The sequence below is a fragment of the Campylobacter sp. 10_1_50 genome, assembly GCF_000238755.1.
In the GTDB taxonomy this organism is placed as follows: domain Bacteria; phylum Campylobacterota; class Campylobacteria; order Campylobacterales; family Campylobacteraceae; genus Campylobacter_A; species Campylobacter_A concisus_R.
The window spans coordinates 605,041-631,223 of the sequence record NZ_JH414887.1 but is presented as its reverse complement, the minus strand read 5'-3'; the positions used below and the strand labels follow the sequence as shown (position 1 = coordinate 631,223).

The following is a 26,183-nucleotide window of genomic DNA, read 5'->3' as shown; positions in this document are numbered from 1 at the left end:
ACCATTTCATTTTTTATGGGAGCGACTTGGCTTCGACAGGAGCAGAGTGTGTACGGTGGCACGTCGCTTTGAGCAAAGCGTAAAAAAGCTCAAATTAAATTTAAACGCAAACAACGTTAATTTCGCTCCTGCTTACGCTAAAGCTGCGTAAGTTCAGTTGAGCCTCGCTTTGTCTCATTCTAGCTAGGATGTAAGCGAGTAATTTAGCTAGAGTAGGCTAGTAATGTGACTGCTTGCTAGCTGAAATTTTAGTCTTAGTCTAAATTTTGGTTTTGGAAAGTGAGCCTTTTTAGATGAAATTTTCACTTTTGCTAAGCGTGTAGAGGCTGTATGGATTTTGCTTTTGGACAGGGGTTCGATCCCCCTCGCTTCCACCATCTTACTTTGAATTTCTCTTAATTTTACTTACTTTTTAAAATAATATAAACTAAAATAACACAACTCATATAAACAAAGGAGAGGGATATGTTTTTAGAATTTGATTATGCTGGTAACTTTAACGAAGGCTTTGCTGCTGTTAAAAAAGATGGCAAATGGGGATATATAAACACCAAAGGTGAGCAGATCATAGAATGTAAATTTGATGGTGTTCGTGGCTTTAACGAAGGCTTTGCTGCTGTTGAAAAAGATGGCAAATGGGGATATATAAGCACCAAAGGCGAACAGATCATAGAGTGTAAATTTGATGATGCTGACGATTTTAGTGAAGGCTTTGCTCGGGTTAAAAAAGATGGCAAATGGGGATATATAAACACCAAAGGTGAGCAGATCGTAGAGTGTAAATTTGATTATGCTGATAACTTTAAGGAAGGCTTTGCTCGTGTTAAAAAAGATGGCAAGTACGGATGTATAAACACCAAAGGTGTAGAGTGTAAATTTAATGAAGTTCGTGACTTTAAAGAAGGCTTTGCTGCTGTTGAAAAAGATGGCAAATGGGGTTATATAAACACCAAAGGTGAGCAGATCGTAGAGTGTAAATTTGATGATGTTGGTTATTTTAACGAAGGCTTTGCTCCTGTTCAAAAAGATGGCAAGTACGGATATATAAACACCAAAGGATACTCTGTCATTTTTGACAAAAGCAAAAATGAGATAATGGAGGTGTTTGATAAGGTTATAGACAGGTCAAATAACACTTTCTACTTATCACGGCTAGGTGATAAATTTGGACTTTTGGATGAAAACTTTAGTGTCGTTATCAAAAATAGCATTTATGGTAAATTTGAGGTGCTTCAAAGGATAAATGAAACTACTTTTTTGATAAAAATAGCAGAGCGAGATCTTTTTGTAGATAGCGAGGGAAATTTTAGATAAGCTAGCTATAAAAAGCTTTGCCAGCCAGTTAAATTTAGCCCTGGCTGGATGCTTTTTTATCTAAGCTTTGTCTCAAAAAATGCACCAAAAAGCGAGTTTATACCTTGCTTTGTAAATTTCTCCATTATCTTTTCGAGCTGCGGTTTTTCTTGCCAGACGGGCTCATCTACGAGGCTTATTTTTGCTAGCTCATCTTGAGCGTCTATATAGCTGCCAAGGCTGTCTATTAGCCCCATTTTTAGGGCATTATGCGCTAAAAAGACCCTTGCGTTTGCCCACTCGTCTTTTTTCTTGATATCTAAATTTCTAGCCGCCGCCACGTCACTTACAAAGAGCATGTAAGCGTCATTTACGAGCCCCTGCAAGCTCTCACGCTCCTGCTTGCTCCAGCTCCTCATAAAGGTGCCAGCCTCTTTATACTCGCCAGCCTTCACCACCTGCTCGCTCACGCCTAAATTTTTGGCTAAATTTTCGATGTTTGCCCCTTGCATGATGACGCCTATGGAGCCGATGAAAGCACCTGGGTTTGCTACGATAGTGTCGGCATTTACGCCAGCGTAGTAGCTGCCGCTCGCCATGTTGCCAGCAGCGTATGCGAGCACTTTTTTGCTCTCTTTTAGCCTCTTGACCGCCATGGCTAGCTCCACGCTAGGACTTAGCGCGCCGCCTGGGCTGTCGATGTAGAGCAGCACGCCTTTGATATTGCTATCAAGCCTTGCTTTTTCTAGAGCATCTAAAATTTCGCTTGTGTCCATTATCGTGCCGGTGATGTCTATGCGGGCTAAATTTGGCTCTTTCATCTTGCCATCTGGCGCGAATATAAAAAATAAGATGAGTAAAAATATGAGCGCCTTAAAGTAGTTATTTATAAATTTAAAAATTCCCAAAATCCCTCTAAAAACAAGTCTTAAAATTTGCAAATTTTGCCTCCGATATATAGTTTTTTAGCCTCGTTCGTGTGAAGTATGAGCTGAAGTATTAGCTCGCTATCATCGCACTCTAGGTCGTTATAGATTGCGATATCAGCCGCGCGTCCAGCCTTTATCTCGCCGTTATTTGTCCTAAGCGCCCTTGCGCCCCCGTGCGTTGCAGCGACAAAAAGCCTAGTGGCAAGCTCGTTTAGATCAAGGCTAGCGTGGGTAAAAAGTGCGGCTCGTAGCTCATGCCAGAAATTTAGGCTGAAATTTGAGCTAAGGCCGTCTGTGCCGATGTTTAGACTGACGTTGTTTTTGAAAATTTCTTTTAAATTTAGCGCCTTTTTGCCAAGTAGCCTATTTGAAACGGCGCAGTGTGTCACGCTGTGATGAGGCTTAAATTTATCAAAATCGCTCGCATAAACGCAGTGTGTAAAGAGTGTATTTATCTCACGAAACATCTCAAAGTAGCCCTGCGCGTCATACATCGGCTTTGGATCTTGGCTAAATCTTAAAAGATGCTTTTTAAAGCCACCGCTGCCGTGCTCTAGCCACTGCTTTTCAGCCTTGCTCTCTAAAAAGTGCGTGCTAACTAGCAAGTCATCTTTTTTGGCTATCTCAATGGCGGCTTTGGCGAGCTTTGGATGCACAGAGTAGGGCGAGTGCAGCGAGATGGCTGGGGTGAAATTTTGGCTTTTATAGCCCTTTGTTTTTTCAAATTTGGCTAAGAAATTTTGTAAATTTTGGTGGATCATCTGCTCATTTGATCCTAAAATTTCACTAAAAAGCACGACTTTTAGTGGGCTAGCGGCTAAAATTTCAAGCTCCGAGCCAAAGCTAGATATCTCGCCAATGGCACAAACTCCGCTTTTTAACAACGAATTTATGGCTTCATTCATCGCTTTTTTAGCGTCCATTTTAGCTAGCTCGCCGCCTTTATCGACGATAGAGCCAAGCCATTTTATAAAGTCGCCATATTTTAGTGTGCTAACGTTTGAGCTAAATTCCAAATGAACGTGTGTATTTACGAACGCTGGGGCTATCACGCTCTCACCAAAGTCGCAAATTTTCGCATCTTTAAATTTCTTTTGCGCCTCTTTTTCGCTTGTAATTTCTAAAATTTTATCATCATCGATGACTAGACAAGAATTTCTTAAAATTTTTGGATTTTCTCCGCCAGTGATGATCTTTTTTGCTTTTAAAATTTCCATTTCTAGCCTTAAATTTTTGTTATTGTAGCGAAAATTTAGGAACGAAAATGTATAATTTGGGCTATTTAATCAAAAAGGAGTGACATGGATAAGAAGCTAAAAATAATGGTTATCCAAGGCCCAAATATCAACATGCTTGGCGCTAGAGAGCCAGGAATTTACGGCGTTATGAAGATGGAGGATATCCACTCTCAAATGAAGATCGTTGCCGATCAAAATGACGTTGAGATCGAGTTTTTTCAAAGCAACCTTGAGGGCGAACTAGTCGATAAGATCCAAGAGTGCTTGGGCGATGCTGACGGCATCATCATAAATCCAGCTGCCTATACTCACACCTCTATCGCTATCCGTGACGCACTAAGTGCGGTTGCGCTTCCGGTTATCGAGGTGCATATCAGCAACGTTTATAGAAGAGAAGAGTTCCGTCACAAAAGCCTTATCGCGCCAGTTGCTGCAGGCCAGATCGTGGGCTTTGGACCAGTTGGCTATCATTTGGCGATGATAGGCATGCTTCAAATTTTTGAGCAAATCAAAGCAGTAAGAGCAAATCAAAACGCACAATGAATTTCATCTTAAAGGACGAAAACGCCGTATTTTACGAGTGTGGTTACAGCTGCGACAATGAGTTTTTGCTATGCCTTGATGGGGTGAAATACTTTTTCACGGACGCGAGGTATTATTTCGAGGCAAAAAGCTGCGTAAATGCTGGCGTGGTCGTTCTTTTGGCGCAGAGAAATTTAATAAGTGAGGTTAGGGCATTTTTAAGAAAAATGAAGCCAAAAAGCCTTGTTTTTAACCCTGACGAGCTAAGTATCAGCGAGTTTAACGCGCTTAGCAAGGGCTTTAGGATAAATTTCAAGCCAAAGGCAAATTTCTCTAGACTAAAGAGAATTTGTAAAAGCGAAGATGAGATAAAAATTTTAAAAAGAGCTAGCGAATTTGGAGCAAAATGCTTTGATGAATTTGCTAAATTTGTGCGTGAAAATGGCGAAGGGATGAGCGAAAAAGAGCTTCATTTTAACGCCTCGCTCATCTTTAGGCAAAAAAACGAGCTAGGTCTTAGCTTTGATCCGATCGTGGCGATAAATGAAAATGCCGCAAAGGCGCACGCGCTGCCTGGGGATAAAATTTTAAAAAGGGGCGATTTGCTGCTACTTGACGCTGGGGTTAAATTTAAGCGTTACTGCTCTGATCGCACCAGAACTGCTTGCTTTGATGAAAATTTTAATTTTTCAAAGGAGCAGAAATTTAAAAACGCCAAAATGCAAGAAATTTACGAGATCGTAAAAGAGGCTCAGGCTGCTGCGATAAAGGTCGCTAGAGCTGGCATTAGGGCGTGCGAGATAGACCTTGCAGCAAGAAGCGTGATAGCAAAGGCTGGATATGAAAAGGCCTTTTTTCACTCGACAGGACACGGCGTGGGCGTCGATATACACGAGCTTCCAGTCATCTCAGCAAGGAGCGAAACGCTCATAAAAGAGGGCATGGTCTTTAGCGTTGAGCCTGGAATTTATCTAGAAAATGAATTTGGCGTGCGCATCGAGGACGTGGTGGTCGCAAGAGAAGGTGGGTGCGAGATTTTATGAGGCTAACTGGAGCAAGAAAGATCGTAAAAAGCCGTTTTTGCCCTAGTTTTTTTGAAAAAAGAGATGAGTTTAAGTATGAGGCGCTAGTTGGCATGGGTGGCAACATCGGCGATAGCGCAAAGAGGTTTGATAAATTTATAAGAGCGATTAGTGAAGATAGGCGTTTTCACGTGGTTGAAGTTTCGCCGATCCTTATAAATGCGGCGTTTGGCTACGAAGCGCAGGATGATTTTAGTAACGCTGTTATAAATTTACAAACATCTGTGAGCCCTAGAAATTTGCTAAAAATTTTAGGGCACTATGAGAGTAAATTTAAGCGCGTGAGGACGTTTAAAAATGCGCCACGCACGCTTGATCTGGATATTTTGTATTTTAGTAAAAAAGTCTATAAGACGCCGCGCCTTATCGTCCCGCACCCAGGGGCTAGCAAGAGGCTTAGCGTGATCGTGCCACTAGGGCTTATGAGAGGTTAAAGGATATAAATGGCTACAAAATTTCATACTTTTACAGGCGAGAGCACCATCGAGGCTTTGAAAAAGGCTCAAGAAGCGTGCGGCGAGAAGGCCATACTCGTCACCACAAAGCAAATTCAAGCCAAAACGATAAACAAAAAGCCGCTTTATGAAATTTTAGTAAGCGTCGAAGAGGACGATGTAAAACAGCCGCCAAAACCAAATGTAAAAGCAATAAACTATGAAAATGCCTACTCTAAATTTAGCAAAAACTACGAGCCGCCAAAGCCAAAATTTGAGATAAAAGAGGAGCCTGCTAAATTTGAGGCAAAGACGACGTCGCCTGAGCCTTACGATCCAAATGAGAGCGTGCTTTTAAATATCTCAGACGTCGCAAAAGAGATAAGCGCGATCGCAAATGTAGATATGAACGAGGTAAAAGAGCCAAATACAAATGGCATGAATAAAAAAATAGACGACGTGGCAAAGCAAGTAAGCGTGCTAAGCGAGAAAATAGGGCTGATAACTGACATGATCTGGGACGAAAAAGCCCCAAATCGCAACAATCTCTCGATCCCGCCAGAGTTTGCTAGCATCTACAAGCTCGCAAAACAAAGCGGCATGAAAGAGGAGCATCTAGAGGCGATCATGCAAACGACGCTTGAAAATTTGCCAGTTTCTATGAAAAGTAACCCAACAGCGGTAAAAAGGTACTTTTACTCACTTTTGCGAAATATGCTGCCTTGCAGAAAAGAGCTAAGTGATAAAAAACAGCGCATAATGATGCTAGTTGGCCCAACTGGAGTTGGTAAGACAACGACTCTTGCAAAGCTTGCGGCTCGTTTTGCATACGGCAATGAAAAGCGCTATAAAACGGGCATCATCACGCTTGATACATATCGTATCGGAGCGGTCGAGCAGCTATTTCAATACGCTAAGATGATGAAGCTGCCGATCCTTGACGTCATAGAGGTCGAGGACTTTCAAAACGCCATAAAGCAGCTTAGCTACTGTGATGTGATACTAATTGACACCACTGGAAATTCGCAGTATGACAAAGAAAAACTTGAAAGACTTGATAAATTTTTAAAGCATAGCGGCGCAAAAATCGATGTAAATTTAGTCCTTTCGGCTGGCTCAAAGGTCGAGGATCTGATAGAAATTTATAATGGATTTTCATTTTTAGAGATCGACACTTTAATAATCACAAAATTTGACGAGACTAAAATTTTTGGCAACGTCTTTTCGCTGATATATGAGACAAATACGCCAGTTAGCTACTTTAGCGTGGGTCAAGAGGTGCCTGATGATCTTATGGAGGCAAAGAGCGAATTTTTAGTAGAGTGCGTGTTTGACGGCTTTACAAAGCAAAAGGCTAGCGATGAATAACCAAGCGCAAAAACTACAAAATTTGGTCCAGTCTCAAAATAAGGCTAAAAATACGCATTTTATAGCGATTACAAGCGGCAAAGGCGGCGTTGGCAAGAGCACGATAAGTGCAAATTTGGCAAATGTCTTGTCGCAAAATGGCTATAAAGTAGGGCTTTTTGACGCTGATATCGGCCTTGCAAACCTTGATGTCATCCTTAATGTCAAAATGGGCAAAAACCTGCTTCACGTGCTAAAAGGCGAGTGCAGCTTAAAAGATATCTTGATACCTATAAATAAAAATCTCATCCTCATCCCTGGCGAGAGCGGTGATGAAATTTTGAAATTTAATAATCAATTTTTATTTGAGAGATTTTTAGATGAGGCGAGCGAGCTTGATCAGCTTGACTTTTTGATCATCGACACTGGTGCTGGCATAGGCGGCAGCACGCAGCTCTTTTTAGAGGCGGCTGATGAGGTTGTCGTGGTGACTGTGCCTGACCCTGCGGCGATAACCGATGCATACGCTGTCATAAAGATCGTTTCAAGGTTTAAAAATAACGAGCTTTTGCTACTAAATATGGTAAAAAACGAGGCTGAGGCTACTAGAATTTATGAAAATGTAAAGCGAGTGGCAAATGCAAATATCGGACCAAGCTTAAATTTAGATCTAATTGGCTACGTAGCTTCTGATAAGAGCGTGGCAAGGAGCATAAAGCAAAGGACACTCTTTACAGATGACGAAGCTTACGGCTCTGCTAGCGTGCAGATCAAGCAGATCGCTTCGAATTTGCTTTATAGGTTGGAACGAAAAGTGCTTAAAGATGAGCAAAGCAGGAGCTTTGGGGGCTTCTTTAAGCGTTTGATAGAACAATTTTAATGGAGATTGAGCTTTGCGTGCAGAAAATTTTATAGCATTTTTTACGGTTTGTGGATTTTTCATAGGCATAGTTTTTACCTTACTAAAGGTGAGTGAGCCTATCGAAATGCTTGTTTATACGCTAGTTATTACTTTATTTTTTTACCTTATAATTCACATCGTGATAATGAACTACGTCGATGTAAAAAGGACTTTGAAGAAATTTTTTGACAATCAAAGACATGAGGAGATCGCAGACTATCTCATCTCTGAGCTAAACGTTAGGGAAAAACGGATGGAAAATATCATGCTAAAAGTAACCACCGAAAATTTAGACTCTGGTAAGCAAAATGTACGAACTAAAGCAAAAGCAGCTTAATGCTTATAAAAGCACCATTAAAAAAGAGCAAGACGAGATCGTCTTAAAATACATGCCAGCTCTGCGTGCGATGGCGTTTAGGCTAAAGGAGCGCTTGCCTTCAAGTATTGACGTAAATGACCTTATAAGCGTTGGTGTCGAGGAGATGATAAAGCTTAGCAGGAAGTATGACAAAGAGCAAAACGACTCATTTTGGGGATATGGCAAAAAGAGAATTTATGGCTCGATGCTTGACTACCTAAGAGCACTTGATGTCGTTAGTAGAAGCGATAGAAAGCTAGTAAAGAGCATAAATACCGAGATAGATAACTACTTTAACACGCACGAAGAAGAGCCAAGCGACGAGTATCTGGCTGAAAAACTAAATGAAGATATCGAAAAGATAAGAGAGGCAAGGGGTGTTAGCGGTATAATCACCATCTTGCCAATAGATGAGCAAATGGAGCTAATCGGTCAAAGCGATGTTGAAAAAAGCGTAGAAAAAGAGGATCTTATCTTAAAGATCGAAAGTGCGCTAAAAGACTTTGACGAGCGTGATCAGATGATCGTCCAGCTTTACTACTACGAAGAGCTAAATTTAAAAGAGATCAGCGAGATAATGAACATCAGCGAGAGTAGAATTTCACAAATTCATAAACGTTTGCTTGATCGCATCAGACGCAGCTTGGGGGTTTAATGGCTGATATTTTAAGTCAAGAAGAGATAGATGCGCTACTTGAAGTCGTCGATGAAGACGGCGATACGAGCAATATCGAGATAGAAGAGAGCCCACAAAGTGAGCAAAGACAGATTATCGTTTATGATTTTAAACGCCCAAACCGCGTCAGTAAAGAGCAGCTCCGTGCGATAAAAGGCATCCATGATAAGCTTGCTAGAAATTTGGCTAGTCAAATTTCAAGCGTAATGAGAAGTATTGTTGAGATTAGGCTTCACAGCGTCGATCAGATGACATATGGCGAGTTTTTGATGAGTTTGCCAAGTCCAACTAGCTTTAACGTCTTTTCTATAAAGCCGCTTGATGGCAACTGTGTTTTGGAGATAAACCCAAGTATTGCATTTCCTATGATAGACCGCTTGCTTGGCGGAACTGGTGAGAATTTTGAAACAAATAGAGAATTGACTGACATCGAGGTAAATTTGCTTGATGCAGTGCTTAGGATGATCATGCAGCGCTTAAAAGAGAGTTGGGCGATGATAACTGATATGTATCCAAACGTCGAGGCAAAAGAGAGTAGCCCAAATGTCGTTCAAATCGTCTCTCAAAATGAGATCGTTATCATGGTCGTCATGGAGATTATCGTTGGTAACTCAAGCGGTATGATAAATTTATGCTATCCGGTCATCTACCTAGAACCGATTCTCTCGCGCCTTGCGAACAGGGACATCATGCTTGGTGAAACTAGTGCTAAGAAGAGTAGAAATAAAGAGTTAAAAACGCTTATTGGAAGAGCTGAAATTTTATATGAGGCGATATTAGGAAAATCAATCGTTAGTGTAAATGAGTTTTTAAATTTAAAAGAGGGTGATATCTTAAGGCTTGATAGAGGTGCTGATGATAAGGCGATCGTTTGCATTGATAAAAAAGAGGTATTTTTGGCTGAAGTTGGACTTCATAGATTTAGGAAGTCGATAAGAATCGAACAGCTAATACGCTCTGATAAAGATGAGATTAAAAATATTCTAGAAAAATACGAAGAAGAGCGAAAAGCGAAACTAATGGCTTACGAAGCTAACGAACACAATATGGAAGAAGAGACCGAAGAATATGATGAATGAATTTTTTAATATATTCTCCAATGAATTGAAAGCGACCATTGAAGGGCTAACTGGTAGAGCGCCAGAGATTGGAGAGAGAAATGAATTTGATGCTCCTACGCAAAATGGCATAAAGCCACCAGTTGTCATGGCTAGTGTAGCTTTAAGCGGTGACATTAGTGCTAAAGTTGAGATCGTATGTACGCCAGTGCTCATAAGCGCTGTTAGCGAATGGATGATGGGCGAAGAGGAAATCTCACGTAATGAAAATCTTGGAAATGACGAGCTTGACGCTGCTAAAGAGATCTTTTCAAACCTCTTTAGCGCCTTTAGCACCTCTCTTGGTGCGCAAAAAGGTATGCCAAAAATCAACTTTGAGGTGATAAATGTAAATTTCTTAGATGAGAATTCCCCTCTTGATTTTAGTGTTTATGAAAAGCTTTTTTTATTTAACGTAAAGATAGAGGATCTAAACGAGCATATTGGCTTTGCTTGCGATCATGCGCTGATGAGATTTTTTGAACCAACTAAAGCTGAAGCACCAGCAGCGCCTGTTAGCACACCTCATAACTCCAAAAATGAATTTAGCGCAGAAGAGATGAGAAATATCGGCCTTATTATGGATGTTAGGCTACCTATTCGCGTTCGTATCGGCTCAAAAAGGATGCTCTTAAAAGATGTACTCACTATGGATATAGGCTCAGTCATCGAGCTAAATCAGCTAGCAAACGACCCGCTTGAAATTTTGATAGGAGATAAGGTGATAGCCCTTGGCGAAGTGGTTATAATAGACGGTAACTTTGGCATCCAGATCACGCAGATAGGCTCAAAACGCGAGAGGCTTCAGCAGTTAAAATAATGAATGAATTAGTAAATGATCTCTTAAAATTTCCAAGCGTTTTAAAGTATAAAAATAAAAATGTAACTTTCTTTGGCTCGGCTAGATTTGATGAAGAAAATTTCTACTGCAAAAAGGCATACGAGCTAGCTTACAAGCTAAATGAGCTAGGTTTTGCTATCTTAACTGGCGGAGGAGATGGCATAATGAGAGCGGCAAACAAGGGTGCATTTGATAGCGCAAAGTCCCCTAGCGTCGCACTAAACGTGAGGCTGCCGTTTGAACAACAAACAAATCCATACGTCACCGCAAAATATCTCTTTTCAAATTTAAGCCCAAGAAAATTTGCCCTAACTGATAGCTCTATCGCATTTGTCGTCTTCCCTGGTGGCTTTGGCACACTTGATGAGCTATTTGAAATTTTGGTACTTGCTCATGTTGGCAGCAAAAAAGTGAAAATTTTTCTTTATGGATGCGAGTTTTGGCAAGGGCTTGATGAGTTTATACAAAAGACGCTAATCCCTCAAAAAACGATAAATGAAGAAGATCTAAATTTATATAAAATCACCGATGATCTAGAGCTTATCGTAAACGAAATTTTGGCTATTTAAAAATAAGATATAAAATATCGCCTTTAAATTTAAAAAAGGTAAAAATATGAAAATAATGGTTGCAATGAGCGGCGGCATAGATAGCACGATGACGGCTAAATTTCTGCAAGAGGCTGGACATGAGGTGCAAGGCTGCTACATGATGCTTCATCAAAAGCCAGGATACCACGAAGAAAACATCAGAAAAGTCAAAAAAGTGGGCGAATATCTTGGCATAAAGGTGCATATACTCGATCTGCAGGATAAATTTAATGAATATGTCTATGACCCATTTGTCAGGCTCTACAAAGAGGGCAAAACGCCCAATCCTTGCGCCTTGTGTAATAAATTTATAAAGCTTGGTGCACTACTTGACTTTGCAAAGGCAAATGGCTGCGAGAAGCTTGCTACTGGGCACTACGTGCAGGTGGTTGATGGTTTTATAACCTGCGCCAAAGATCCTAGCAAGGATCAAAGCTACTTTTTAGCTCAGGTGCCAAAAGAGGTGCTAAAAGATGTCATTTTCCCACTTGGAGATAAATTTAAAAAAGATATAAAAGAGCTAGCAAGAGGCGTAAAAGTGCTTGAAGAGTTCGCTACGCAGGCAGAAAGCAGTGAAATTTGCTTTGTGGAAAATACTTACATAGAGGTTTTAAATAAGCACTACAACACAAATTTACCAGGCAATGTGGTGGGTAAAGACGGCAATATCATCGGCCGCCACCAAGGCTACATGCACTACACTATCGGCAAACGCCGTGGCTTTGAGGTTTTTGGTGCTCATGAGCCACACTTTGTCATCAAGATAAATGCCGAAAAAAACGAGATCGTTGTCGGCACGAAGGACGACCTTGCTCAAAAGGTGGTCGAGCTTGAAAATGTAAATTTATTTATCGATGAAGATAAATTTGAGTGCGAAACAAAGATAAGGTATAGAAGCCCTAAACTTGAGGCTTTTGTAGAGGTTGATAAAGCTAACAAAACCGCAAAGCTAACGCTAAATCAAAACGCACTTGGCGTAGCTCAAGGTCAGCTTTGCGTGATGTATGATGGTGATCGCGTCATCGCAAGTGGCTTTATAAAGAGCTAAGCGCCTCTTTTATCACCTTAACGTGGCTAAATTCTGGCTCTTTGACAGCGGTCAGAAGCGCCACGTTTTTATACTCTTTTTCTAGCTTTTTAAGCTCTTTTAGCCCCTCTTGCTCCTCTTTGCCATTTAGCTCTTGCCTAAATCTTTTGCAAAACTCATCAAACCTAGCCTCTTTATCTTCATGAAACCATGACCTTAGCTCGTTTGACGGAGTGACTGATTTTAGCCAGATGAAGCTAGAAAAGATCTCTTTTTTCACGCCTCTAGGATAAAGTCTATCGATAAAGACACCTTTAAAACTCTCGTCGTCGCTTTTAATAAAGTCGTAAATTCTACATATCTTAAACATGTTTGTTATCTTAGTCCTTATAAATTTACAAATGTAAAATGGTTTAAAAATTTGGTGTAAATTTTGGCTTTTGGAGTAGAAAATTTGACTAAAAATAGTTGGTAAATAAATTTAAATTTAAAGCTCATTTTGATAAAATCACAACATAAAAATCACTAAAAAAGGTTACTATTATGAGAGGCTATAAAATTTTCTCAGGCACCGCAAATATCGAGCTTTCGAAGAAAATTTCGCAATATTTGTCGCTTCCACTCAGTGAAGCTAGCATTAAAAGATTTAGCGATGGTGAGATCAGCGTGCAGATCGGCGAAAGCGTGCGTGGGAAAGATGTTTTTGTCATCCAGCCAACATGTGCCCCAGCAAATATAAATTTAATGGAGCTTCTTATTTTAACTGACGCTTTAAAACGCAGCAGTGCAAGCTCTATAACAGCGATAGTGCCGTATTTTGGCTACGCTAGACAAGACAGAAAAGCAGCCCCTAGAGTGCCTATCACTGCAAAACTTGTGGCAAATATGATGCAAACAGCAGGCATCGACAGGGTCGTGACGATGGACCTTCACGCAGGACAAATTCAAGGATTTTTCGATATCCCAGTAGATAACCTTTATGGCAGCATCATCTTTAACGACTACGTAAAAGCTAAAAATTTACCAAATCCAGTCGTCGCAAGCCCAGATGTAGGCGGCGTGGCTCGTGCTAGAGCCTTGGCAAAAAATCTAAATTTATTAGATATGGTCATCGTTGATAAACGCCGCGAGAAAGCAAATGAGAGCGAAGTTATGAACGTGATCGGCGATGTTAAAGGCAAAGATGTGATCTTGGTCGATGATATGATCGACACCGCTGGCACCATCGTAAAAGCAGCTGAAATTTTCAAAGAGCGTGGCGCAACTAGCGTAATGGCGTTTTGCACGCATCCGGTGCTTAGCGGACCAGCCTATGATAGGTTAAAACTTGGCTTTTTAGACGAGTTAGTAGTGACTGATACGATCCCGTTAAAAGAAGAACTCCCTTGTATAAAAGTGCTAAGCACAGCTTCACTCTTTGGCGAAGTGATACGCCGTGTTTATCACAACGAAAGCGTAAATAGCTTATTTTAGTAACCATTGCAGGCTAAAGCGTTAGCCTGCTAAATTTATCCATTTTGGCTAATCGATATTTATCTTTTGGGTTAAATTTCTAGCCCAAAAGACTTAAAATCCTGTTTGTAACAAGCCTAAATTTAAAGTCAAATAAATACAAATCACAATGAAATCTCGCCGCTAAATTTCTACATGCTAGCTACTAAAATTTAAATAAGCCGTAATTAAGGTGCAGTGCCGATCAGATCCGTGTGGGAGCTGCGACAAATGCCGTCAGGATCGCACAAAAATGGATTGCGATGCAAGAGTAGTTTGTAAATTTATTTTTGGCTAGAAAAGATCAAGCTCTAGCCTAAATTTATCTTGCAAGTTCGTCTAGCAAGTCTTGCAAAGTAACACTTTTTAGCTCATTTTCTAGGGCAGTTTGTGCTCTTAAAAAGTGCCCAGACAAAAGCTCTTCTATCCTACTGCCAACTGGGCAGGCTTTTGGTGAGTCAGAGTGAATTTTAAAAAGTTTTTCTTTATCATTTACTGCGTTAAAAATTTCAAGTAAATTTATATCTTTTGGCTCTTTTGCAAGGCTCACCCCACCAACTCCAGCTGCGACATTTACGAGCCCTGCAGCCTTTAGAGTGCCAAGTAGGCGCCTAACGATAACTGGGTTTGTGTTTATGCTGCCAGCTATAAATTCGCTTGTAACCTTTTCGTTTTCAAAAAATTTAGCACACAAAAGCGCGTGTATCGCAGTTGAAAATTTAATGCCAACTTGCATGATCGTCCTTAAATTTTTCGTGATTATACTTAAATTTTCTGCCAAAGACAGCCAGCTAAATTTGACTTACGAGCCTTCGCCAGCTGTCAAATTTATAAACTCAAGCTCTCTCGCCGACGGCGGTAAAGCGCTTTTGGATAAATTTCTTGTTTTTTAGCTCGTCAATGATCGAAAGCGCAAGGTCTGCGTAGCTTATGTAGCTCTCATTTTTTGAGTTTAGTATGAGATCATCCCCGCCAAGCACGTATTTGACCGTGCGAGCGCCGTTTGCGTCGTAGTCGCCTGCTGGACTTACATACGTCCAAAGCACATTTGTGCTACCTTTTAGCTCAAAATATGACTCCGCCGTCGCCTTTGCCACGCCCATATATGCTGCTGGGAAGTCTGGGGTGTCCATGAGCATAGTGCCTTTGCTATCAACAAATAACGTGCCAGCACCGCCAACTACGATGAGCCTTGTGCTAGTGCCTTCTAGTAAATTTACTAGGTGGGCGGCCACTTTTTTGTGAAGTGGGAAAGTCTCTTCGCTCCATGCTGCAAATGCGCTGATAACCGCGTCAAAGCCGGCTAGATCGGCCTTTGTAAGCCCGAAAATATCTTTGTAAACGACCTTTACGCCTTCGTTTTTATACTCTTTGTTTCTAACGATCGCTGTGACGTCGTAACCTTGTTTTAGTGCCTCATTTACTAAATTTACGCCGCTTTTGCCGTTTGCACCTATAATTGCTATTTTCATTGTTTCTCCTTTAAATTTCTTTTTAAATTTACAGCCAGCTTGGCTTTACGTCTTCAACTATCACGCCGTCAGTCATGGTGTATTGCTCTAGGCTACCGCGTTTTGTCTGGATGCAGATCATTTTGATACCGTTTTTGCCAGCCCTAAAGCACCTTTTGCCATCTGGATCTATGCGCACCGCGTCGCCTTTGCTTACTTTTATCACTTCGCCATCGATGAAGAGCTCGCCATCGCCATCAGTGATGATGTAAAGCTCCTCGTTTTGCTTGTGCGCATGGACAAATGGCACGCTCACATTTGCTGAAAGCTCGTTTATAGATACTTCACAGCCAGTTAAATTTAAAGCCTCTTTTAGCTCGACTCTTGGCGCATTTGCGATCTTTGCAACCTGATAATTTTTCATTTTGTCCTCCTTGTTTTTTGTTGTAATCTTTTTTCTTACAACCGATGAGCGAAGTATAGTGATTTTTTGTTGTAATGTCAAGAGTTACAACAAAAATTTTTCAAAATTTATAAATTTGAGCTAAAATTCGCAGAATTTTTAGGAGTAAATTTGCAAAATAACGCCTTTAAAACGCTAAAGAGCATAGCGACCGAGCATAACAAAAAGCTCATTTTGACCTTTACTTTGGTGCTAGCAGAGAACGGACTTTTTCTAGCTTATCCGATATTTGCAGGCTTTGCGATCAACGCAATCATGCAAGGAAATACGCTAAATGCCCTCATTTACGCACTTTTTGTACTCATAGCGTGGCTTGTAGGAGCCATTAGGCGCCGCGTGGATACGCAAGTTTTTGCAAATATCTACGCAAAGCTTGCTGTAAATGTCATCATGAATGAAAAACAAAATGCCAAAGACGACTCCGCCATCATCGCTAGAGTAGCGCTCTCGCGAGAGTTTGTAAATTTCTTTGAGACGCATTTTCCTATGTTTTTTACATCGGTCATTTCGATCATTGGCTCAGCGTTTATGCTCATCTTTGTCGAGCCAAAGGTCGCTGTGGCGTGCTTTGCCGTGATGACCTTTTTTCTTATATTTTTACCAAGATATATCAAGAAAAACGACGACCTTTATCTTCGCTTAAATGACCGCCTAGAAAAAGAGGCAAAGGTGATAGGTATTTTTAACAAAAGCACGCTAAATAGGCACTACGATGTCGTTTCTAAATTTCGTATAGCGATCTCAAATAGAGAGGCGATGAGCTATTTTATCATCGGCATTAGCGCTTCGCTACTCTTTTTGGTGGCGATAATAGTGCTAAGCTCGCAGCAGACAAATGCCGGCCACATCTACTCTGTGATGACCTATATATGGAATTTCGTCATCAGCCTTGACGACTCGCCAAAACTCATCGAGGAATTTTCAAATTTAAAAGATATCGGCAAGAGGATCGACGCCGAAAAGAAGGACAATAATGCACAATAAGAGCGTTCTTAGAAATTCATTTTTTCTAATTTTCACGTTTATGATAGTTGAGGCCGTTTTTGGCTTCGTTTCAAACTCGCTTGCGCTTATTAGCGACGCATTTCACATGCTCTCAGACGCTGCGGCTCTCTTTTTGTCACTGGTCGCTTTTAAGATCGCAGAAAAAAGGGCAAATTTACAAAAGACCTTTGGCTACAAAAGGGTCGAGATCATCGCCGCTTTTATAAATGCCATCGCTCTTATCGCACTTGCTGTTTTTGTCATAGTAGAAGCTATCATCAGACTTTTTAACGAGCCAGAGATCAAAGCTGAGACGATGCTTTTTGTTAGCATTTTGGGGCTTGTGGTAAATTTAGTCGTGGCCGTTTATATGCACAAAAGCGCTGATACAAAAGAAAATTTAAATATGAAAGGTGCTTATTTGCACGTGCTTGGCGACACGCTTGGCTCGGTTGGCGCTATCGTCGCAGCGCTTCTTGTGATGAAATTTAACTTCACGCAGGCCGATAGCATCGCAAGTATCTTTGTCTCGCTACTCATCATAAAAAGTGGCGCTAGCTTGCTAAAAGATAGCTTTAATATCCTGATCGAAGCCGTGCCGCTTAAGCTTGATACGGACGAAATTTTAGGCGTTATAAAGGGTGTAGATGGCGTTAAAATCGTGCATGACCTGCATATCTGGGCGATAAATGCTGGCACAAATGCACTCATAGCCCACGTGGTGGTGGATGATGCGTTAAGCGTGGCTGAAATTTCAAAGATGATAAAGCGCATCGAACACGAGCTTTCTCACGTTGGCATCGGTCACGTCACGCTTCAGTTTGAGAGCGAGAGCCTTGGACATAAAGACGATCTCATCTGCGAGCTAAAAAGCGAGCATAAAGACGAGCACTTTGGGCATCATCACTAAAATTTGACGCAAAAGGTTTAAATTTAATGTTTCGCATAAAAAATGAATATCTAGTAGTCGTGGCCATGGGTTTGCTTTGTGTTTTTATTGATATAACCCATCTTATCGCGGTAAATTTTGCAGTAGCCTTGATCTGCGCTCTATTTTGTATGAAAAAGGACTATATATTTGTTTTGTTGCTGGCGTTAAATTTTGCTCTATATTTTAATGCTATAGACGCTCCGTTTGATCAACCAGAGCTTTGGACTTATCACGTGCCAGCGCTTGCAAATGCGACATACGGGCTTAGTGCTTTAGTTTATGCTTCAGCTTTTTTAGCTTTTTTGCCGCTTTTTGCTTATCTTTATTTTTTATATTCACTTTGCGTTGTGCTCTGCGCTTTGCGTAAAAGTTTTAGAGCTAAATTTGAGCTTTAAATTTAAGCCTTGCTAGCCTAGCAAACTCATTTTTACTCAACTTTAACGATTTTTTTTATAAAATCGCCTAAAATTTAACTAGGGATTTCATGAAAAACATTAGAAACTTTAGCATCATCGCTCACATTGACCACGGCAAAAGCACGCTTGCTGATCGCCTCATTCAGGAGTGTGGCGCCGTTAGCGACCGTGAGATGAGCTCGCAAATCATGGACACGATGGACATCGAAAAAGAGCGTGGCATCACGATCAAAGCCCAGTCTGTCCGCCTAAACTACGCACTAAATGGGCAAAATTTTGTTCTAAATTTGATAGACACCCCAGGACACGTTGATTTTAGCTACGAGGTAAGCCGTAGCCTAGCTAGTTGCGAGGGCGCGCTGCTTGTCGTGGATGCTAGCCAGGGCGTGGAGGCGCAAACCATCGCAAACGTCTATATCGCGCTTGAAAACAACCTAGAGATCATCCCAGTCATCAACAAGATCGACCTGCCAGCGGCTGACCCTGCTAGGGTAAAAGACGAGATCGAGCACATCATCGGACTTGACTGCTCAGGAGCGATCGAAGTGAGCGCAAAAACAGGCGTTGGCATAAAAGAGCTTCTAGAAGCGATCATCACGAGGATCCCTGCGCCAAATGGCGACGCAAGCAAGCCTACAAAGGCGCTAATCTACGATAGCTGGTTTGACAACTACCTTGGTGCGCTTGCTCTTGTGCGTGTTTATGATGGTGAAATTTCAAAAAATGATGAAATTTTGGTCATGGGCACGGGCAAAAAACATATCGTGCTAGACCTCATGTATCCAAATCCTATAGCACCGATCAAAACCAAAACGCTTAGCGCTGGTGAGGTTGGCATCGTGGTTTTGGGGCTTAAAAACGTTAGTGACGTGCAGGTGGGCGATACGATGACGCAGGCTAGAAACCCGCTAAAAGAGCCAGTTGGCGGCTTTGAGAGGGCTAAGCCGTTTGTTTTTGCGGGACTTTATCCAATAGAAACTGATAAATTTGAAGATCTGCGTGACGCGCTAGATAAGCTAAAGCTAAATGACAGCTCCATTAGCTACGAACCAGAGACCTCGGTCGCACTTGGATTTGGCTTTAGGGTTGGCTTTTTAGGTCTTCTTCATATGGAGGTCGTCAAAGAGAGGCTGGAGCGTGAGTTTGACCTTGATCTCATCGCCACAGCGCCAACTGTGACTTATGAAGTCATCCAAACTGATGGGCTAAATTTAAAGATCCAAAACCCAAGCCAGCTGCCACCAGTCAATAAAATAGACTCGATCCTTGAGCCATACGTGAAGGCCACTATCATCACGCCAAGCGAGTTTTTGGGCAACATTATCACGCTCTTAAACAACCGCCGCGGCATACAAACGAAGATGGACTACATCACGACTGACCGCGTTTTACTCGAGTATGACATACCTATGAATGAGATCGTGATGGACTTTTACGACAAGCTAAAGTCAAGCACCAAAGGCTACGCGAGCTTTGACTATGAGCCAAGTGACTACCGCGCGGGCGATCTAGTGAAGCTTGATGTCAAAGTGGCCGGCGAGACGGTCGATGCGCTCTCTATCATCGTGCCTGAGAGCAAGGCTCAGACAAAGGGCAGAGACTTCGTAAAGGCGATGAAAGAGATCGTGCCACGTCAGCTCTTTGAGGTGGCGATACAAGCTAGCATCGGCAATAAAATAATCGCCCGAGAAACCGTAAAATCAATGGGTAAAAACGTCACAGCCAAGTGCTACGGCGGCGATATCACTCGTAAGAGGAAGTTGCTTGAGAAGCAAAAAGAGGGTAAGAAGAGGATGAAGGCGATAGGTAAGGTGAATTTGCCGCAGGAGGCGTTTTTATCTGTCCTAAAAATAGACTAGCGGCTTATCTTTTGTGCCCTTTTGAAAGAGTTAGTGAAATTTTGGCTTGATGAACTATATGTTCTACCCGCACCAAAATTTCACGTCACAGCTTTCAAAATCATCACAAAATATCTCGCCTTATTGCGAGGCGGCGATACGTCCGCAGCAGGGATCTTATTTTGGCAAATAGGTCTTTGATTAAAATTTAAGTGCTAAATTTACAAAAAGGAGTGCTATGCCGTTTGTGAAAATTTGCGTGACAAAAGAGGGTGATAGCCCAAGTGTGGAGCAAAAAGAGAAGATGATAAGCGGAGTTACAAAGCTAATAAGCGAAATTTTAGGTAGAAGCGCTCAAAATACCGTTGTCATTATCGATGAGATCGATACGAATAACTACGGCATCGCAGGCGAGAGCGTGAAAAATCTCCGCAAAAAACAAAAAGAGCAAAAGGAAGTGAAATGCTAAGAGCGACATTATTAGCAGTTTTTGCAGCCGTCTTTCTAACTGGCTGCGTGGCAAAAGCTAGCCTTTGTCTATCGTGCGAGGGCATAGACGGCGTGCAAAGTGCAAGCATAAGTAGCGAAGATAAGACCTATTTTGAAGAGGTTATGAGGATCCCAGCTGACTGCAGCGCTTGCAGGGGCAGGGGCGATGGCGTCTTTATAAATGGCGTCAAGTATAGAAGCGACGTGGCGATAAACTGCTGCTTAGAAAAAAATATGATCGACATAAATGTCGGGCTAAAGAAGGTCTATTTTCATAGGATCGTGGATGCTAGAAGCAGCGCAAGGTCGATTTACTACACAAGAGAAGATGGTAGTGGCGTAGTCTTTAACTCAAATCCACGCCTTGAAGTGCTCTTTTATATGTTTTTAAAACGTGAGCTAAATTCTCGTGGCATAGTTGTCGTGGATACGCAAACATCGCCTTATACATATAGGCTTGATTTTAGATTTAACGAGCTTAGAGGCACTTACTCTAGAAGCTCTGAAATTTTAAACGGACATCTATATGGCGAGCTTGTGCTTTCAGATATAAATTTCAAAAAACGAATTCCTATCTCAACTAGACACCACGTGGAGGAGCTTGAGGCGTCAAAAAGCGGTCAGTTTGACTTCTTTATCGCGCTTTTAGTCAAGCAAGCCGCCATAAAAGTGGCTGATGAGATCACTAAACTTTGAAAGGAAAAATATGAGTAAATTTAAATTTCTAGCTATCTTTGGACTTTTTGTCCTATTTTTGAGCGGTTGTGCGCCTACTCAGACGGTGCTTGCGTTTGATCCTTATAAGGCTATCGTTTCAAATCAACAAAACAGTGGTTTTGAGGTCTATATAAGTACAGTGCATGATATTCGCAAAAACAAAAGCACTATAGCAACTATAACAGATGGCAAGGGCACCGTGGATGAATACGTCGTGCTTCAAAATGACCTTGCGACATATTTTGGCGACTCTCTTAAAAAAGAGCTCATAGCTCATGGCGCAAATGTAAATGGCATGGGTGGCGTTGTGGTTGAAGTTTTCATAAACGAATTTGAAGCAAATATGAGCGGATATAACAGCGACAACACAAAGGGCAAGATAAAGATCACTCTTAAAATCCAAAAAGGCGATCAAAGTATCATTAAAAATATCTCAAACAACCAAACCAAATTTGAGCTAGTTCGCACTGGCGGAGCATTTAAGCCATTCTTAACAGACATCATAAATGACGCTGTTAAGCGCTCTGCGATCGCTATCTTAAATAGCTGATGTTTTGTGCGTTTTGCAAGAGCTTTACACTAAAGACATTTTGTAAAACCTGCTCGCAAATTTTAAGCGAGCCAAGCCCTGTAGTAAGAGAGCTAGAGGGCTTTAAAATTTATAGTTTCTACGGCTACTCTGAGATCAAAGAGCTCATCCACTCAAAGCACCAAATGCACGGACTTTTTATCTATAAAAATTTAGCCAAATTTGCATTTAAGAAATTTGCTAAAAGCTTTAGCTTTCCAGAGCAAATTTATGCTCTGCCGATAGATGATAGAGTGCATCATGGCTACTCGCACACGGCTATTTTGGCAAATGAACTTCGTGCTAAAAACCTTAAACCCATCTTTCACGCTTTGCATGCGACAAGCAGTGTCAGTTATAGCGGCAAGGATCTTAAATTTAGGCAAAACAATCCAAGAAATTTTAAAATTTTAAAGAAGATTACCGCGCCAGTTATCTTAGTCGATGACATCGTAACCACTGGCACAACGATACTAGAAGCTAGAGATACGCTTCAAAAAGCAGGCACTAGAGTACTTTTTGCACTTGTTTTAGCAGATGCTAGAAACTAGGTTTTATGTTTATTTTTTATGTAATTTAAAAAAATGAAAAAGTAAAGCAATGTCTTATTTTCAGGTTATTTTTTTGACAATGCCTTTTTTAAGCTATTTTTAAAGAAATGCTAATTATAATACGACTTCTCTTAAGTGTTCCGGATTAGCTCAGCGGTAGAGTAGGTGACTGTTAATCACTTGGTCGCTGGTTCGAACCCAGCATCCGGAGCCATTCTTCTTTAAAAATCCTTTTAAAAACCCGATTTTAACTATGTTTCAAGAACTTCAAGTTTTCTTATTTTTTGTATTTTTCCCCTTTATTTCCCTTCAGATTTATTTATTGTTTCAAAGTATATCGTTCTGATTCGTAATCAAAATGCGATTAGATATTTGTCTTTGAACGAAGTTAAAATAAATTTCCTTTATTCATTCTAGCTTCATTTAAGACTTTTATAATGTGCTCATCCAAACTAAAGTTGGAAATCAAAATAAAAGGATCAAAAATGAAAAAGATATTAGGCACGACAGTTTTAGCGGTAGTTTTAGGAGCAATAAGTTTGCAAGCAGCCATCACGTCAAAAGACGCTTTAAATATAGCTGAGAAAAATTTTCCAGGCTCAAGCGTCAAAGATATCGAGATGAACGTCAAGAAGGGCGTGACTTTTTACAAGATAGAGTCACTTAAAGATGGTGTCAAACAAGAGATCAAGATCGATGCTAACAGCGGTAAGATCGTTAAAGTAGAGAATAAAAATAAAAAACATATCTTGCCAATCGAAGCAGTAGATTTTTCAAAATTTGCTCTTAGCATCGACGAGGCTGTGGCTAAAGCTCAAGCGCTTGAGGCTGGCTGGAGCCTTGATGAGGCAGAGCTTGATAATAAAAATGGTGTTTGGATATACAAAGTAGAGCTTAAACGCGACAGGAGCGAGAAAAAAGTGATCATAAACGCTCAAACTGGCGAAATAATCGATAATTACACAAAGTGATCTAACGCCCTTTTTGAGCGTTAAATTTTTATAAAGGTGAAAAAGATGAGTGAAAATTTAGATCAAAATTTAAACGAGAAAGTTAGCAAGCAAGTCTTAGAGAGAAATTTGAATAAAAATTTAAGCGAAAACAAAGTTACTGATTTAGGTGAAAATGAGAGAGAAAATTTAAGTAAAAATGCCAAGCCTAGCATTTATAAAAATAGTTACAAAAATTTAGGCAAGAGCGAGCAAATGCCTGAAAATTTAGATAAAAATCCTAGCGAAGAAATCATTAGCGCAGAAATTTTAAGTCAAGCTACCTCAAAATGCAAAGCTCAAAATTTCTTTAAAAATGCGCTTAAGCTTTCGCTTCAAGGCGTAGCGGATGCGCTCATCTATGCTGGCAAGGCTGGAGTGTGGCTAACAAACGCCACGAACTGCCTAAAAGACGAGGCACAAAGGGCGGAGCTATCAAAGATAAATGAAGAGCAGGCAAAATTTGAAAGAGTGACTTGCATCTTGCCAGAAAAAGTCAAAGAGATCGTCATAGAGCGCCTAAAAACAAAGCCAGAAGAGGTGGAATTTGCACCGATCTATCTAGTGAAAAAACAAAGTTTTGGCACATTTTGCACGGAGTATTTTTATGACGCAAGGGCTAAATTTAATGGCTTTTTATATGATTTTAAGATAGGCGCAGCAAATGGCGAAATTTTAAATCTAAAAATAAAAAGCCAAATTTGATAAAATAGCTGGCAAAACCAAGTGAGGTAGGGATGAAAATTTTAGTCGTAGAGGACGAAATAGACCTAAATAGCGTTATCACAAGGCACCTAAAGAAAAACGGATATAGCGTCGATAGCGCATTTAACGGCGAGGAGGCGATGGACTTTACCGCCGTCGCGCACTACGATCTTATCGTGCTTGATCTTATGATGCCAGTGATGGACGGACTTACATTTTTGCAAAGATCGCGCACCGCAAAGCTAGCGACCCCTGTGCTGATACTAACGGCAAAAGACGATGTGGATGACGTTGTAAAGGGGCTTGACGCGGGTGCTGATGACTACTTGGTCAAGCCATTTGACTTTAAGGAGCTGCTAGCTAGGGTGCGCACGCTCATTCGCCGAAACAGCGGTAACGTGGCTAATGAAATTTACGCAGGCGAGCTAAAGATCGACCTTTCTAAAAAGTCAGTCGAATTTAGCGGCGAGCGGGTAGAGCTAACTGGCAAAGAGTATGAAATTTTAGAGTTTTTGATGCTAAATAAGGGCAGAATTTTAACTCGCGACCAGATCAAAGAGCACGTCTGGGACTTTGACTACACGGGCGGCTCAAACGTCATCGAGGTGCTTATAAAAAACATAAGAAAAAAGCTTGGTGAGTGCGAGGTGATCCAGACTAAAAGAGGGCTTGGCTATGTTGTTAAGGACTAAACAAGCGCTTGCAAACATCCCGATAACCGCGCGCGTAACGCTTTGGTACTCGTTTTTTATCATCGTTATCGTGGCGGCTCTCATTGCCATCTCGGCGGTCGTGGCGGATGAGGTTTTTGAGGACGTTAGCCAAAAAAAGCTAGCCAAATCAGTCACCAAAATCGCCAATGATATGGATGAGTTTGAGCCATACGATGATGGGATATTTTTTATAAAATATAATGCAAAAGGCGATGTGATCGGTGGTCTAGCGCCAAAGCGCTTTCAAATTTCACTTAAAATGAACAGCGGTGCAGTCCGTCTTTATGAAGAAGGCGAAAACCGCTTTTACTACTACGATATCGCAGCTAAAGGCAAAGAGGTCTGGGTCAGAGGCGTGATAAATGCGGAGAAATTTTTCAAAAAAGAGGGGCTATTTTTACTGGCTCTTGGCGTTTTTGTGCCGGTTTTGTTTATCTTTGTGCTTTACGGCGGCTATAAAACGATAAAAAACGCGATGAAACCAGTCGCTACGATGTCTAAAACCGCGCTTGAGATAGGTAGTAGCCGGGACTTTTCAAAGCGCATAGACCTGCCTGCTGGCAAAGACGAGCTGCACGCGCTTGCAAGCGTTTTTAACCAGATGCTCGACTCTCTTGAAAAGGTCTATCAAAGCGAAAAACAGCTCACCTCAGACGTCTCGCACGAGCTGCGAACACCGCTATCTGTCATCATGGCTGAGAGCGACTACGCTAAAAATTACTCACAAAATTTGGACGAGGCCAAGGAGTCGCTGGAGGTCATCTCTAGGCAGTCAAAAAAGATAACCTCGCTGATAGATCAAATTTTAGAGCTTTCAAGACTGGAAGCTGGCAGAAATTTGGAGCTAAAAGATATAAATTTAAGCTCTATCTTGCAAAATTTAGCCAGTGATTATGAAAAGTTAGCAAGCGCAAAGGGGCTAAAATTTAGCTGCGGCATAGCGCCAGATGTCCAAATTTTGGGCGATGAGTTGATGATATCAAGGCTGGTGGATAACTTTTTAAGCAATGCACTAAAATTTGCCACAAATAAAATTGAGCTAAATTTAAGCCTCTCAAAAACTCACGCACTTTTGTCTGTAAAAGATGATGGCTTAGGTATCTCTAAAAAAGATATCGAGCTAATCTGGAATAAATTTTATCAAGTTGAAAGCTCAAGAAACAAAAGCCAAAACAAAGGTAGCGGACTGGGGCTTGCCATCGCTGCAAATATAGCTAAAATTCACGGCGCAAAGCATGGCGTAAAAAGCGAAGCAGGAGCTGGAAGCGAATTTTGGGCTGAATTTGAGCTTGTAAATTTAAAGCAAGTGTAAATTTAAGCAGTTTGCTAGACAAAATTTACGCAAGAGAAAAACAAATATAAGAGTGAATTTAAATTTCACACAAAACGGCGTCTATTCATAAGTATAAGACTATCAAAGATACAAGATAGATTAAGCTAAAGCATTAAGATGTGTGATATAAAACCCATTTAAAGAGCTTTAAAAGAGTTTGCAAAGTAATGTAAAGAAATTTCGCCACCTTGTCTTTGAGTAAAACTCAC

General features: G+C 41.0%; 31 protein-coding genes, 1 tRNA gene, 1 other RNA gene and 1 pseudogene. 28 read left to right on the top strand and 6 right to left on the bottom strand.

Features of this window, described 5'->3' with window-relative positions; genetic code table 11:
* The first annotated feature begins 17 nt into the window (after positions 1 to 17).
* Both ssrA and HMPREF1019_RS03190 read left to right on the top strand, forming a co-directional pair.
* Positions 18 to 377: a transfer-messenger RNA gene (ssrA, locus tag HMPREF1019_RS09815) on the top strand.
* Positions 378 to 465: 88 nt separating this feature from the next.
* Positions 466 to 1,314 carry a WG repeat-containing protein gene (locus tag HMPREF1019_RS03190; RefSeq protein ID WP_009294226.1) on the top strand — a complete coding sequence of 283 codons (849 nt, stop codon included), beginning with the start codon at positions 466 to 468 and terminating at the stop codon, positions 1,312 to 1,314.
* A gap of 56 nt (positions 1,315 to 1,370) precedes the next feature.
* Here the strand turns inward: HMPREF1019_RS03190 and sppA are convergent, their stop codons facing one another.
* Positions 1,371 to 2,234, bottom strand: a complete 864-nt coding sequence (gene sppA / locus HMPREF1019_RS03185; RefSeq protein ID WP_009294225.1) for a signal peptide peptidase SppA — start codon at positions 2,232 to 2,234, stop codon at positions 1,371 to 1,373.
* Positions 2,222 to 3,439, bottom strand: coding sequence for an aminofutalosine deaminase family hydrolase (gene mqnF / locus HMPREF1019_RS03180; protein ID WP_009294224.1), 1,218 nt, complete (start codon positions 3,437 to 3,439; stop codon positions 2,222 to 2,224). Before mqnF ends, sppA begins: the two co-directional genes overlap by 13 nt.
* 84 nt (positions 3,440 to 3,523) lie before the next feature.
* Here mqnF and aroQ point away from each other — a divergent pair, with 84 nt between their 5' ends.
* The 11 genes from aroQ to mnmA are packed head-to-tail and all read left to right on the top strand — an operon-like array spanning position 3,524 to position 12,356.
* Positions 3,524 to 4,003: a type II 3-dehydroquinate dehydratase gene (aroQ, locus tag HMPREF1019_RS03175; RefSeq protein ID WP_009294223.1), complete on the top strand. Its 480-nt coding sequence runs from the start codon at positions 3,524 to 3,526 to the stop codon at positions 4,001 to 4,003.
* The gene (locus HMPREF1019_RS03170) at positions 4,000 to 5,025 is read left to right on the top strand and encodes an aminopeptidase P family protein (protein WP_009294222.1); all 1,026 of its coding nucleotides are present in this window, start codon (positions 4,000 to 4,002) and stop codon (positions 5,023 to 5,025) included. Before aroQ ends, HMPREF1019_RS03170 begins: the two co-directional genes overlap by 4 nt.
* On the top strand, positions 5,022 to 5,498 hold the full coding sequence (gene folK, locus HMPREF1019_RS03165) for a 2-amino-4-hydroxy-6-hydroxymethyldihydropteridine diphosphokinase (RefSeq protein ID WP_009294221.1): 477 nt from the start codon (positions 5,022 to 5,024) through the stop codon (positions 5,496 to 5,498). Before HMPREF1019_RS03170 ends, folK begins: the two co-directional genes overlap by 4 nt.
* A gap of 9 nt (positions 5,499 to 5,507) precedes the next feature.
* Positions 5,508 to 6,866 (top strand): flagellar biosynthesis protein FlhF, encoded by a 1,359-nt coding sequence (gene flhF, locus HMPREF1019_RS03160; protein WP_009294220.1) that lies wholly within the window; start codon positions 5,508 to 5,510, stop codon positions 6,864 to 6,866.
* On the top strand, positions 6,859 to 7,725 hold the full coding sequence (locus HMPREF1019_RS03155; protein WP_009294219.1) for a P-loop NTPase: 867 nt from the start codon (positions 6,859 to 6,861) through the stop codon (positions 7,723 to 7,725). The genes flhF and HMPREF1019_RS03155 overlap by 8 nt, the downstream gene beginning before the upstream one ends.
* Before the next feature lie 13 nt (positions 7,726 to 7,738).
* A complete protein-coding gene (locus HMPREF1019_RS03150; protein ID WP_004317586.1) occupies positions 7,739 to 8,083 on the top strand; it encodes a hypothetical protein in 345 nt (114 codons plus the stop codon).
* Positions 8,055 to 8,759: an RNA polymerase sigma factor FliA gene (locus HMPREF1019_RS03145; protein ID WP_004317527.1), complete on the top strand. Its 705-nt coding sequence runs from the start codon at positions 8,055 to 8,057 to the stop codon at positions 8,757 to 8,759. Before HMPREF1019_RS03150 ends, HMPREF1019_RS03145 begins: the two co-directional genes overlap by 29 nt.
* Positions 8,759 to 9,859 (top strand): flagellar motor switch protein FliM, encoded by a 1,101-nt coding sequence (gene fliM / locus HMPREF1019_RS03140; protein ID WP_009294218.1) that lies wholly within the window; start codon positions 8,759 to 8,761, stop codon positions 9,857 to 9,859. The genes HMPREF1019_RS03145 and fliM overlap by 1 nt, the downstream gene beginning before the upstream one ends.
* Positions 9,849 to 10,697, top strand: a complete 849-nt coding sequence (gene fliY, locus HMPREF1019_RS03135) for a flagellar motor switch protein FliY (RefSeq protein ID WP_009294217.1) — start codon at positions 9,849 to 9,851, stop codon at positions 10,695 to 10,697. Before fliM ends, fliY begins: the two co-directional genes overlap by 11 nt.
* Entirely contained in the window at positions 10,697 to 11,287 is a 591-nt protein-coding gene (locus HMPREF1019_RS03130; RefSeq protein ID WP_009294216.1) for a TIGR00730 family Rossman fold protein, read from the top strand. The genes fliY and HMPREF1019_RS03130 overlap by 1 nt, the downstream gene beginning before the upstream one ends.
* A 16-nt stretch (positions 11,288 to 11,303) precedes the next feature.
* The gene (gene mnmA, locus HMPREF1019_RS03125; RefSeq protein ID WP_262359230.1) at positions 11,304 to 12,356 is read left to right on the top strand and encodes a tRNA 2-thiouridine(34) synthase MnmA; all 1,053 of its coding nucleotides are present in this window, start codon (positions 11,304 to 11,306) and stop codon (positions 12,354 to 12,356) included.
* Here mnmA and HMPREF1019_RS03120 read toward each other — a convergent pair.
* A complete protein-coding gene (locus tag HMPREF1019_RS03120) occupies positions 12,343 to 12,705 on the bottom strand; it encodes a DUF488 domain-containing protein (protein WP_009294214.1) in 363 nt (120 codons plus the stop codon). The two genes, mnmA and HMPREF1019_RS03120, sit on opposite strands and share 14 nt — an antisense overlap.
* Positions 12,706 to 12,878: 173 nt before the next feature.
* On the opposite strand from HMPREF1019_RS03120, the gene HMPREF1019_RS03115 reads away from it, so the two are divergent.
* Positions 12,879 to 13,808, top strand: coding sequence for a ribose-phosphate pyrophosphokinase (locus tag HMPREF1019_RS03115; RefSeq protein ID WP_004317514.1), 930 nt, complete (start codon positions 12,879 to 12,881; stop codon positions 13,806 to 13,808).
* Between the two features lie 206 nt (positions 13,809 to 14,014).
* Positions 14,015 to 14,101: pseudogene (locus HMPREF1019_RS10290) on the top strand (hypothetical protein); the annotation flags it as partial.
* A gap of 47 nt (positions 14,102 to 14,148) precedes the next feature.
* Here the strand turns inward: HMPREF1019_RS10290 and HMPREF1019_RS03110 are convergent.
* The 3 genes from HMPREF1019_RS03110 to HMPREF1019_RS03100 form a co-directional block, all read right to left on the bottom strand.
* Positions 14,149 to 14,562: an Rrf2 family transcriptional regulator gene (locus HMPREF1019_RS03110; RefSeq protein WP_009294213.1), complete on the bottom strand. Its 414-nt coding sequence runs from the start codon at positions 14,560 to 14,562 to the stop codon at positions 14,149 to 14,151.
* A 100-nt stretch (positions 14,563 to 14,662) separates the two neighbouring features.
* Complete coding sequence (locus HMPREF1019_RS03105; protein ID WP_009294212.1) at positions 14,663 to 15,298, bottom strand: NAD(P)-dependent oxidoreductase; 636 nt, start codon at positions 15,296 to 15,298, stop codon at positions 14,663 to 14,665.
* A gap of 28 nt (positions 15,299 to 15,326) precedes the next feature.
* Entirely contained in the window at positions 15,327 to 15,701 is a 375-nt protein-coding gene (locus HMPREF1019_RS03100; protein ID WP_009294211.1) for a cupin domain-containing protein, read from the bottom strand.
* 150 nt (positions 15,702 to 15,851) lie between these two features.
* Here HMPREF1019_RS03100 and HMPREF1019_RS03095 point away from each other — a divergent pair, with 150 nt between their 5' ends.
* From HMPREF1019_RS03095 to HMPREF1019_RS03035, 13 genes are all read left to right on the top strand, one after another.
* On the top strand, positions 15,852 to 16,724 hold the full coding sequence (locus HMPREF1019_RS03095; RefSeq protein WP_009294210.1) for an ABC transporter six-transmembrane domain-containing protein: 873 nt from the start codon (positions 15,852 to 15,854) through the stop codon (positions 16,722 to 16,724).
* A complete protein-coding gene (locus HMPREF1019_RS03090; protein ID WP_009294209.1) occupies positions 16,714 to 17,634 on the top strand; it encodes a cation diffusion facilitator family transporter in 921 nt (306 codons plus the stop codon). Before HMPREF1019_RS03095 ends, HMPREF1019_RS03090 begins: the two co-directional genes overlap by 11 nt.
* A 26-nt stretch (positions 17,635 to 17,660) precedes the next feature.
* Complete coding sequence (locus HMPREF1019_RS03085) at positions 17,661 to 18,050, top strand: hypothetical protein (RefSeq protein WP_009294208.1); 390 nt, start codon at positions 17,661 to 17,663, stop codon at positions 18,048 to 18,050.
* Between the two features lie 89 nt (positions 18,051 to 18,139).
* Positions 18,140 to 19,930 carry a translation elongation factor 4 gene (gene lepA / locus HMPREF1019_RS03080; protein WP_009294207.1) on the top strand — a complete coding sequence of 597 codons (1,791 nt, stop codon included), beginning with the start codon at positions 18,140 to 18,142 and terminating at the stop codon, positions 19,928 to 19,930.
* A gap of 217 nt (positions 19,931 to 20,147) precedes the next feature.
* Positions 20,148 to 20,378 (top strand): 2-hydroxymuconate tautomerase family protein, encoded by a 231-nt coding sequence (locus HMPREF1019_RS03075; protein WP_009294206.1) that lies wholly within the window; start codon positions 20,148 to 20,150, stop codon positions 20,376 to 20,378.
* Positions 20,372 to 21,094 carry a hypothetical protein gene (locus HMPREF1019_RS03070; RefSeq protein ID WP_009294205.1) on the top strand — a complete coding sequence of 241 codons (723 nt, stop codon included), beginning with the start codon at positions 20,372 to 20,374 and terminating at the stop codon, positions 21,092 to 21,094. The genes HMPREF1019_RS03075 and HMPREF1019_RS03070 overlap by 7 nt, the downstream gene beginning before the upstream one ends.
* Before the next feature lie 10 nt (positions 21,095 to 21,104).
* Positions 21,105 to 21,665, top strand: coding sequence for a YajG family lipoprotein (locus HMPREF1019_RS03065; RefSeq protein ID WP_009294204.1), 561 nt, complete (start codon positions 21,105 to 21,107; stop codon positions 21,663 to 21,665).
* Positions 21,665 to 22,234, top strand: coding sequence for a ComF family protein (locus HMPREF1019_RS03060; protein WP_009294203.1), 570 nt, complete (start codon positions 21,665 to 21,667; stop codon positions 22,232 to 22,234). Before HMPREF1019_RS03065 ends, HMPREF1019_RS03060 begins: the two co-directional genes overlap by 1 nt.
* Positions 22,235 to 22,373: 139 nt before the next feature.
* Positions 22,374 to 22,448: transfer RNA gene (locus HMPREF1019_RS03055), tRNA-Asn, on the top strand.
* Between the two features lie 271 nt (positions 22,449 to 22,719).
* The gene (locus tag HMPREF1019_RS03050; RefSeq protein WP_009294202.1) at positions 22,720 to 23,205 is read left to right on the top strand and encodes a PepSY domain-containing protein; all 486 of its coding nucleotides are present in this window, start codon (positions 22,720 to 22,722) and stop codon (positions 23,203 to 23,205) included.
* 45 nt (positions 23,206 to 23,250) lie between these two features.
* Positions 23,251 to 23,928 carry a hypothetical protein gene (locus tag HMPREF1019_RS03045; protein ID WP_009294201.1) on the top strand — a complete coding sequence of 226 codons (678 nt, stop codon included), beginning with the start codon at positions 23,251 to 23,253 and terminating at the stop codon, positions 23,926 to 23,928.
* Between the two features lie 32 nt (positions 23,929 to 23,960).
* The gene (locus tag HMPREF1019_RS03040; protein ID WP_009294200.1) at positions 23,961 to 24,620 is read left to right on the top strand and encodes a response regulator transcription factor; all 660 of its coding nucleotides are present in this window, start codon (positions 23,961 to 23,963) and stop codon (positions 24,618 to 24,620) included.
* Positions 24,604 to 25,953, top strand: a complete 1,350-nt coding sequence (locus HMPREF1019_RS03035) for a sensor histidine kinase (protein WP_009294199.1) — start codon at positions 24,604 to 24,606, stop codon at positions 25,951 to 25,953. Before HMPREF1019_RS03040 ends, HMPREF1019_RS03035 begins: the two co-directional genes overlap by 17 nt.
* Positions 25,954 to 26,183: the final 230 nt, after the last annotated feature.

What these genes read in the sequence shown, in the direction of transcription:
- HMPREF1019_RS03190 (WP_009294226.1), top strand. Translation starts at nt 466, where the DNA reads ATGTTTTTAGAATTTGATTATGCTGGTAACTTTAACGAAGGCTTTGCT.
- mqnF (WP_009294224.1), bottom strand. Translation starts at nt 3,439, where the DNA reads ATGGAAATTTTAAAAGCAAAAAAGATCATCACTGGCGGAGAAAATCCA.
- aroQ (WP_009294223.1), top strand. Translation starts at nt 3,524, where the DNA reads ATGGATAAGAAGCTAAAAATAATGGTTATCCAAGGCCCAAATATCAAC.
- HMPREF1019_RS03170 (WP_009294222.1), top strand. Translation starts at nt 4,000, where the DNA reads ATGAATTTCATCTTAAAGGACGAAAACGCCGTATTTTACGAGTGTGGT.
- folK (WP_009294221.1), top strand. Translation starts at nt 5,022, where the DNA reads ATGAGGCTAACTGGAGCAAGAAAGATCGTAAAAAGCCGTTTTTGCCCT.
- flhF (WP_009294220.1), top strand. Translation starts at nt 5,508, where the DNA reads ATGGCTACAAAATTTCATACTTTTACAGGCGAGAGCACCATCGAGGCT.
- HMPREF1019_RS03155 (WP_009294219.1), top strand. Translation starts at nt 6,859, where the DNA reads ATGAATAACCAAGCGCAAAAACTACAAAATTTGGTCCAGTCTCAAAAT.
- HMPREF1019_RS03145 (WP_004317527.1), top strand. Translation starts at nt 8,055, where the DNA reads ATGTACGAACTAAAGCAAAAGCAGCTTAATGCTTATAAAAGCACCATT.
- fliM (WP_009294218.1), top strand. Translation starts at nt 8,759, where the DNA reads ATGGCTGATATTTTAAGTCAAGAAGAGATAGATGCGCTACTTGAAGTC.
- fliY (WP_009294217.1), top strand. Translation starts at nt 9,849, where the DNA reads ATGATGAATGAATTTTTTAATATATTCTCCAATGAATTGAAAGCGACC.
- HMPREF1019_RS03130 (WP_009294216.1), top strand. Translation starts at nt 10,697, where the DNA reads ATGAATGAATTAGTAAATGATCTCTTAAAATTTCCAAGCGTTTTAAAG.
- HMPREF1019_RS03120 (WP_009294214.1), bottom strand. Translation starts at nt 12,705, where the DNA reads ATGTTTAAGATATGTAGAATTTACGACTTTATTAAAAGCGACGACGAG.
- HMPREF1019_RS03115 (WP_004317514.1), top strand. Translation starts at nt 12,879, where the DNA reads ATGAGAGGCTATAAAATTTTCTCAGGCACCGCAAATATCGAGCTTTCG.
- HMPREF1019_RS03110 (WP_009294213.1), bottom strand. Translation starts at nt 14,562, where the DNA reads ATGCAAGTTGGCATTAAATTTTCAACTGCGATACACGCGCTTTTGTGT.
- HMPREF1019_RS03105 (WP_009294212.1), bottom strand. Translation starts at nt 15,298, where the DNA reads ATGAAAATAGCAATTATAGGTGCAAACGGCAAAAGCGGCGTAAATTTA.
- HMPREF1019_RS03100 (WP_009294211.1), bottom strand. Translation starts at nt 15,701, where the DNA reads ATGAAAAATTATCAGGTTGCAAAGATCGCAAATGCGCCAAGAGTCGAG.
- HMPREF1019_RS03090 (WP_009294209.1), top strand. Translation starts at nt 16,714, where the DNA reads ATGCACAATAAGAGCGTTCTTAGAAATTCATTTTTTCTAATTTTCACG.
- HMPREF1019_RS03085 (WP_009294208.1), top strand. Translation starts at nt 17,661, where the DNA reads ATGTTTCGCATAAAAAATGAATATCTAGTAGTCGTGGCCATGGGTTTG.
- lepA (WP_009294207.1), top strand. Translation starts at nt 18,140, where the DNA reads ATGAAAAACATTAGAAACTTTAGCATCATCGCTCACATTGACCACGGC.
- HMPREF1019_RS03075 (WP_009294206.1), top strand. Translation starts at nt 20,148, where the DNA reads ATGCCGTTTGTGAAAATTTGCGTGACAAAAGAGGGTGATAGCCCAAGT.
- HMPREF1019_RS03070 (WP_009294205.1), top strand. Translation starts at nt 20,372, where the DNA reads ATGCTAAGAGCGACATTATTAGCAGTTTTTGCAGCCGTCTTTCTAACT.
- HMPREF1019_RS03065 (WP_009294204.1), top strand. Translation starts at nt 21,105, where the DNA reads ATGAGTAAATTTAAATTTCTAGCTATCTTTGGACTTTTTGTCCTATTT.
- HMPREF1019_RS03060 (WP_009294203.1), top strand. Translation starts at nt 21,665, where the DNA reads ATGTTTTGTGCGTTTTGCAAGAGCTTTACACTAAAGACATTTTGTAAA.
- HMPREF1019_RS03050 (WP_009294202.1), top strand. Translation starts at nt 22,720, where the DNA reads ATGAAAAAGATATTAGGCACGACAGTTTTAGCGGTAGTTTTAGGAGCA.
- HMPREF1019_RS03045 (WP_009294201.1), top strand. Translation starts at nt 23,251, where the DNA reads ATGAGTGAAAATTTAGATCAAAATTTAAACGAGAAAGTTAGCAAGCAA.
- HMPREF1019_RS03040 (WP_009294200.1), top strand. Translation starts at nt 23,961, where the DNA reads ATGAAAATTTTAGTCGTAGAGGACGAAATAGACCTAAATAGCGTTATC.
- HMPREF1019_RS03035 (WP_009294199.1), top strand. Translation starts at nt 24,604, where the DNA reads ATGTTGTTAAGGACTAAACAAGCGCTTGCAAACATCCCGATAACCGCG.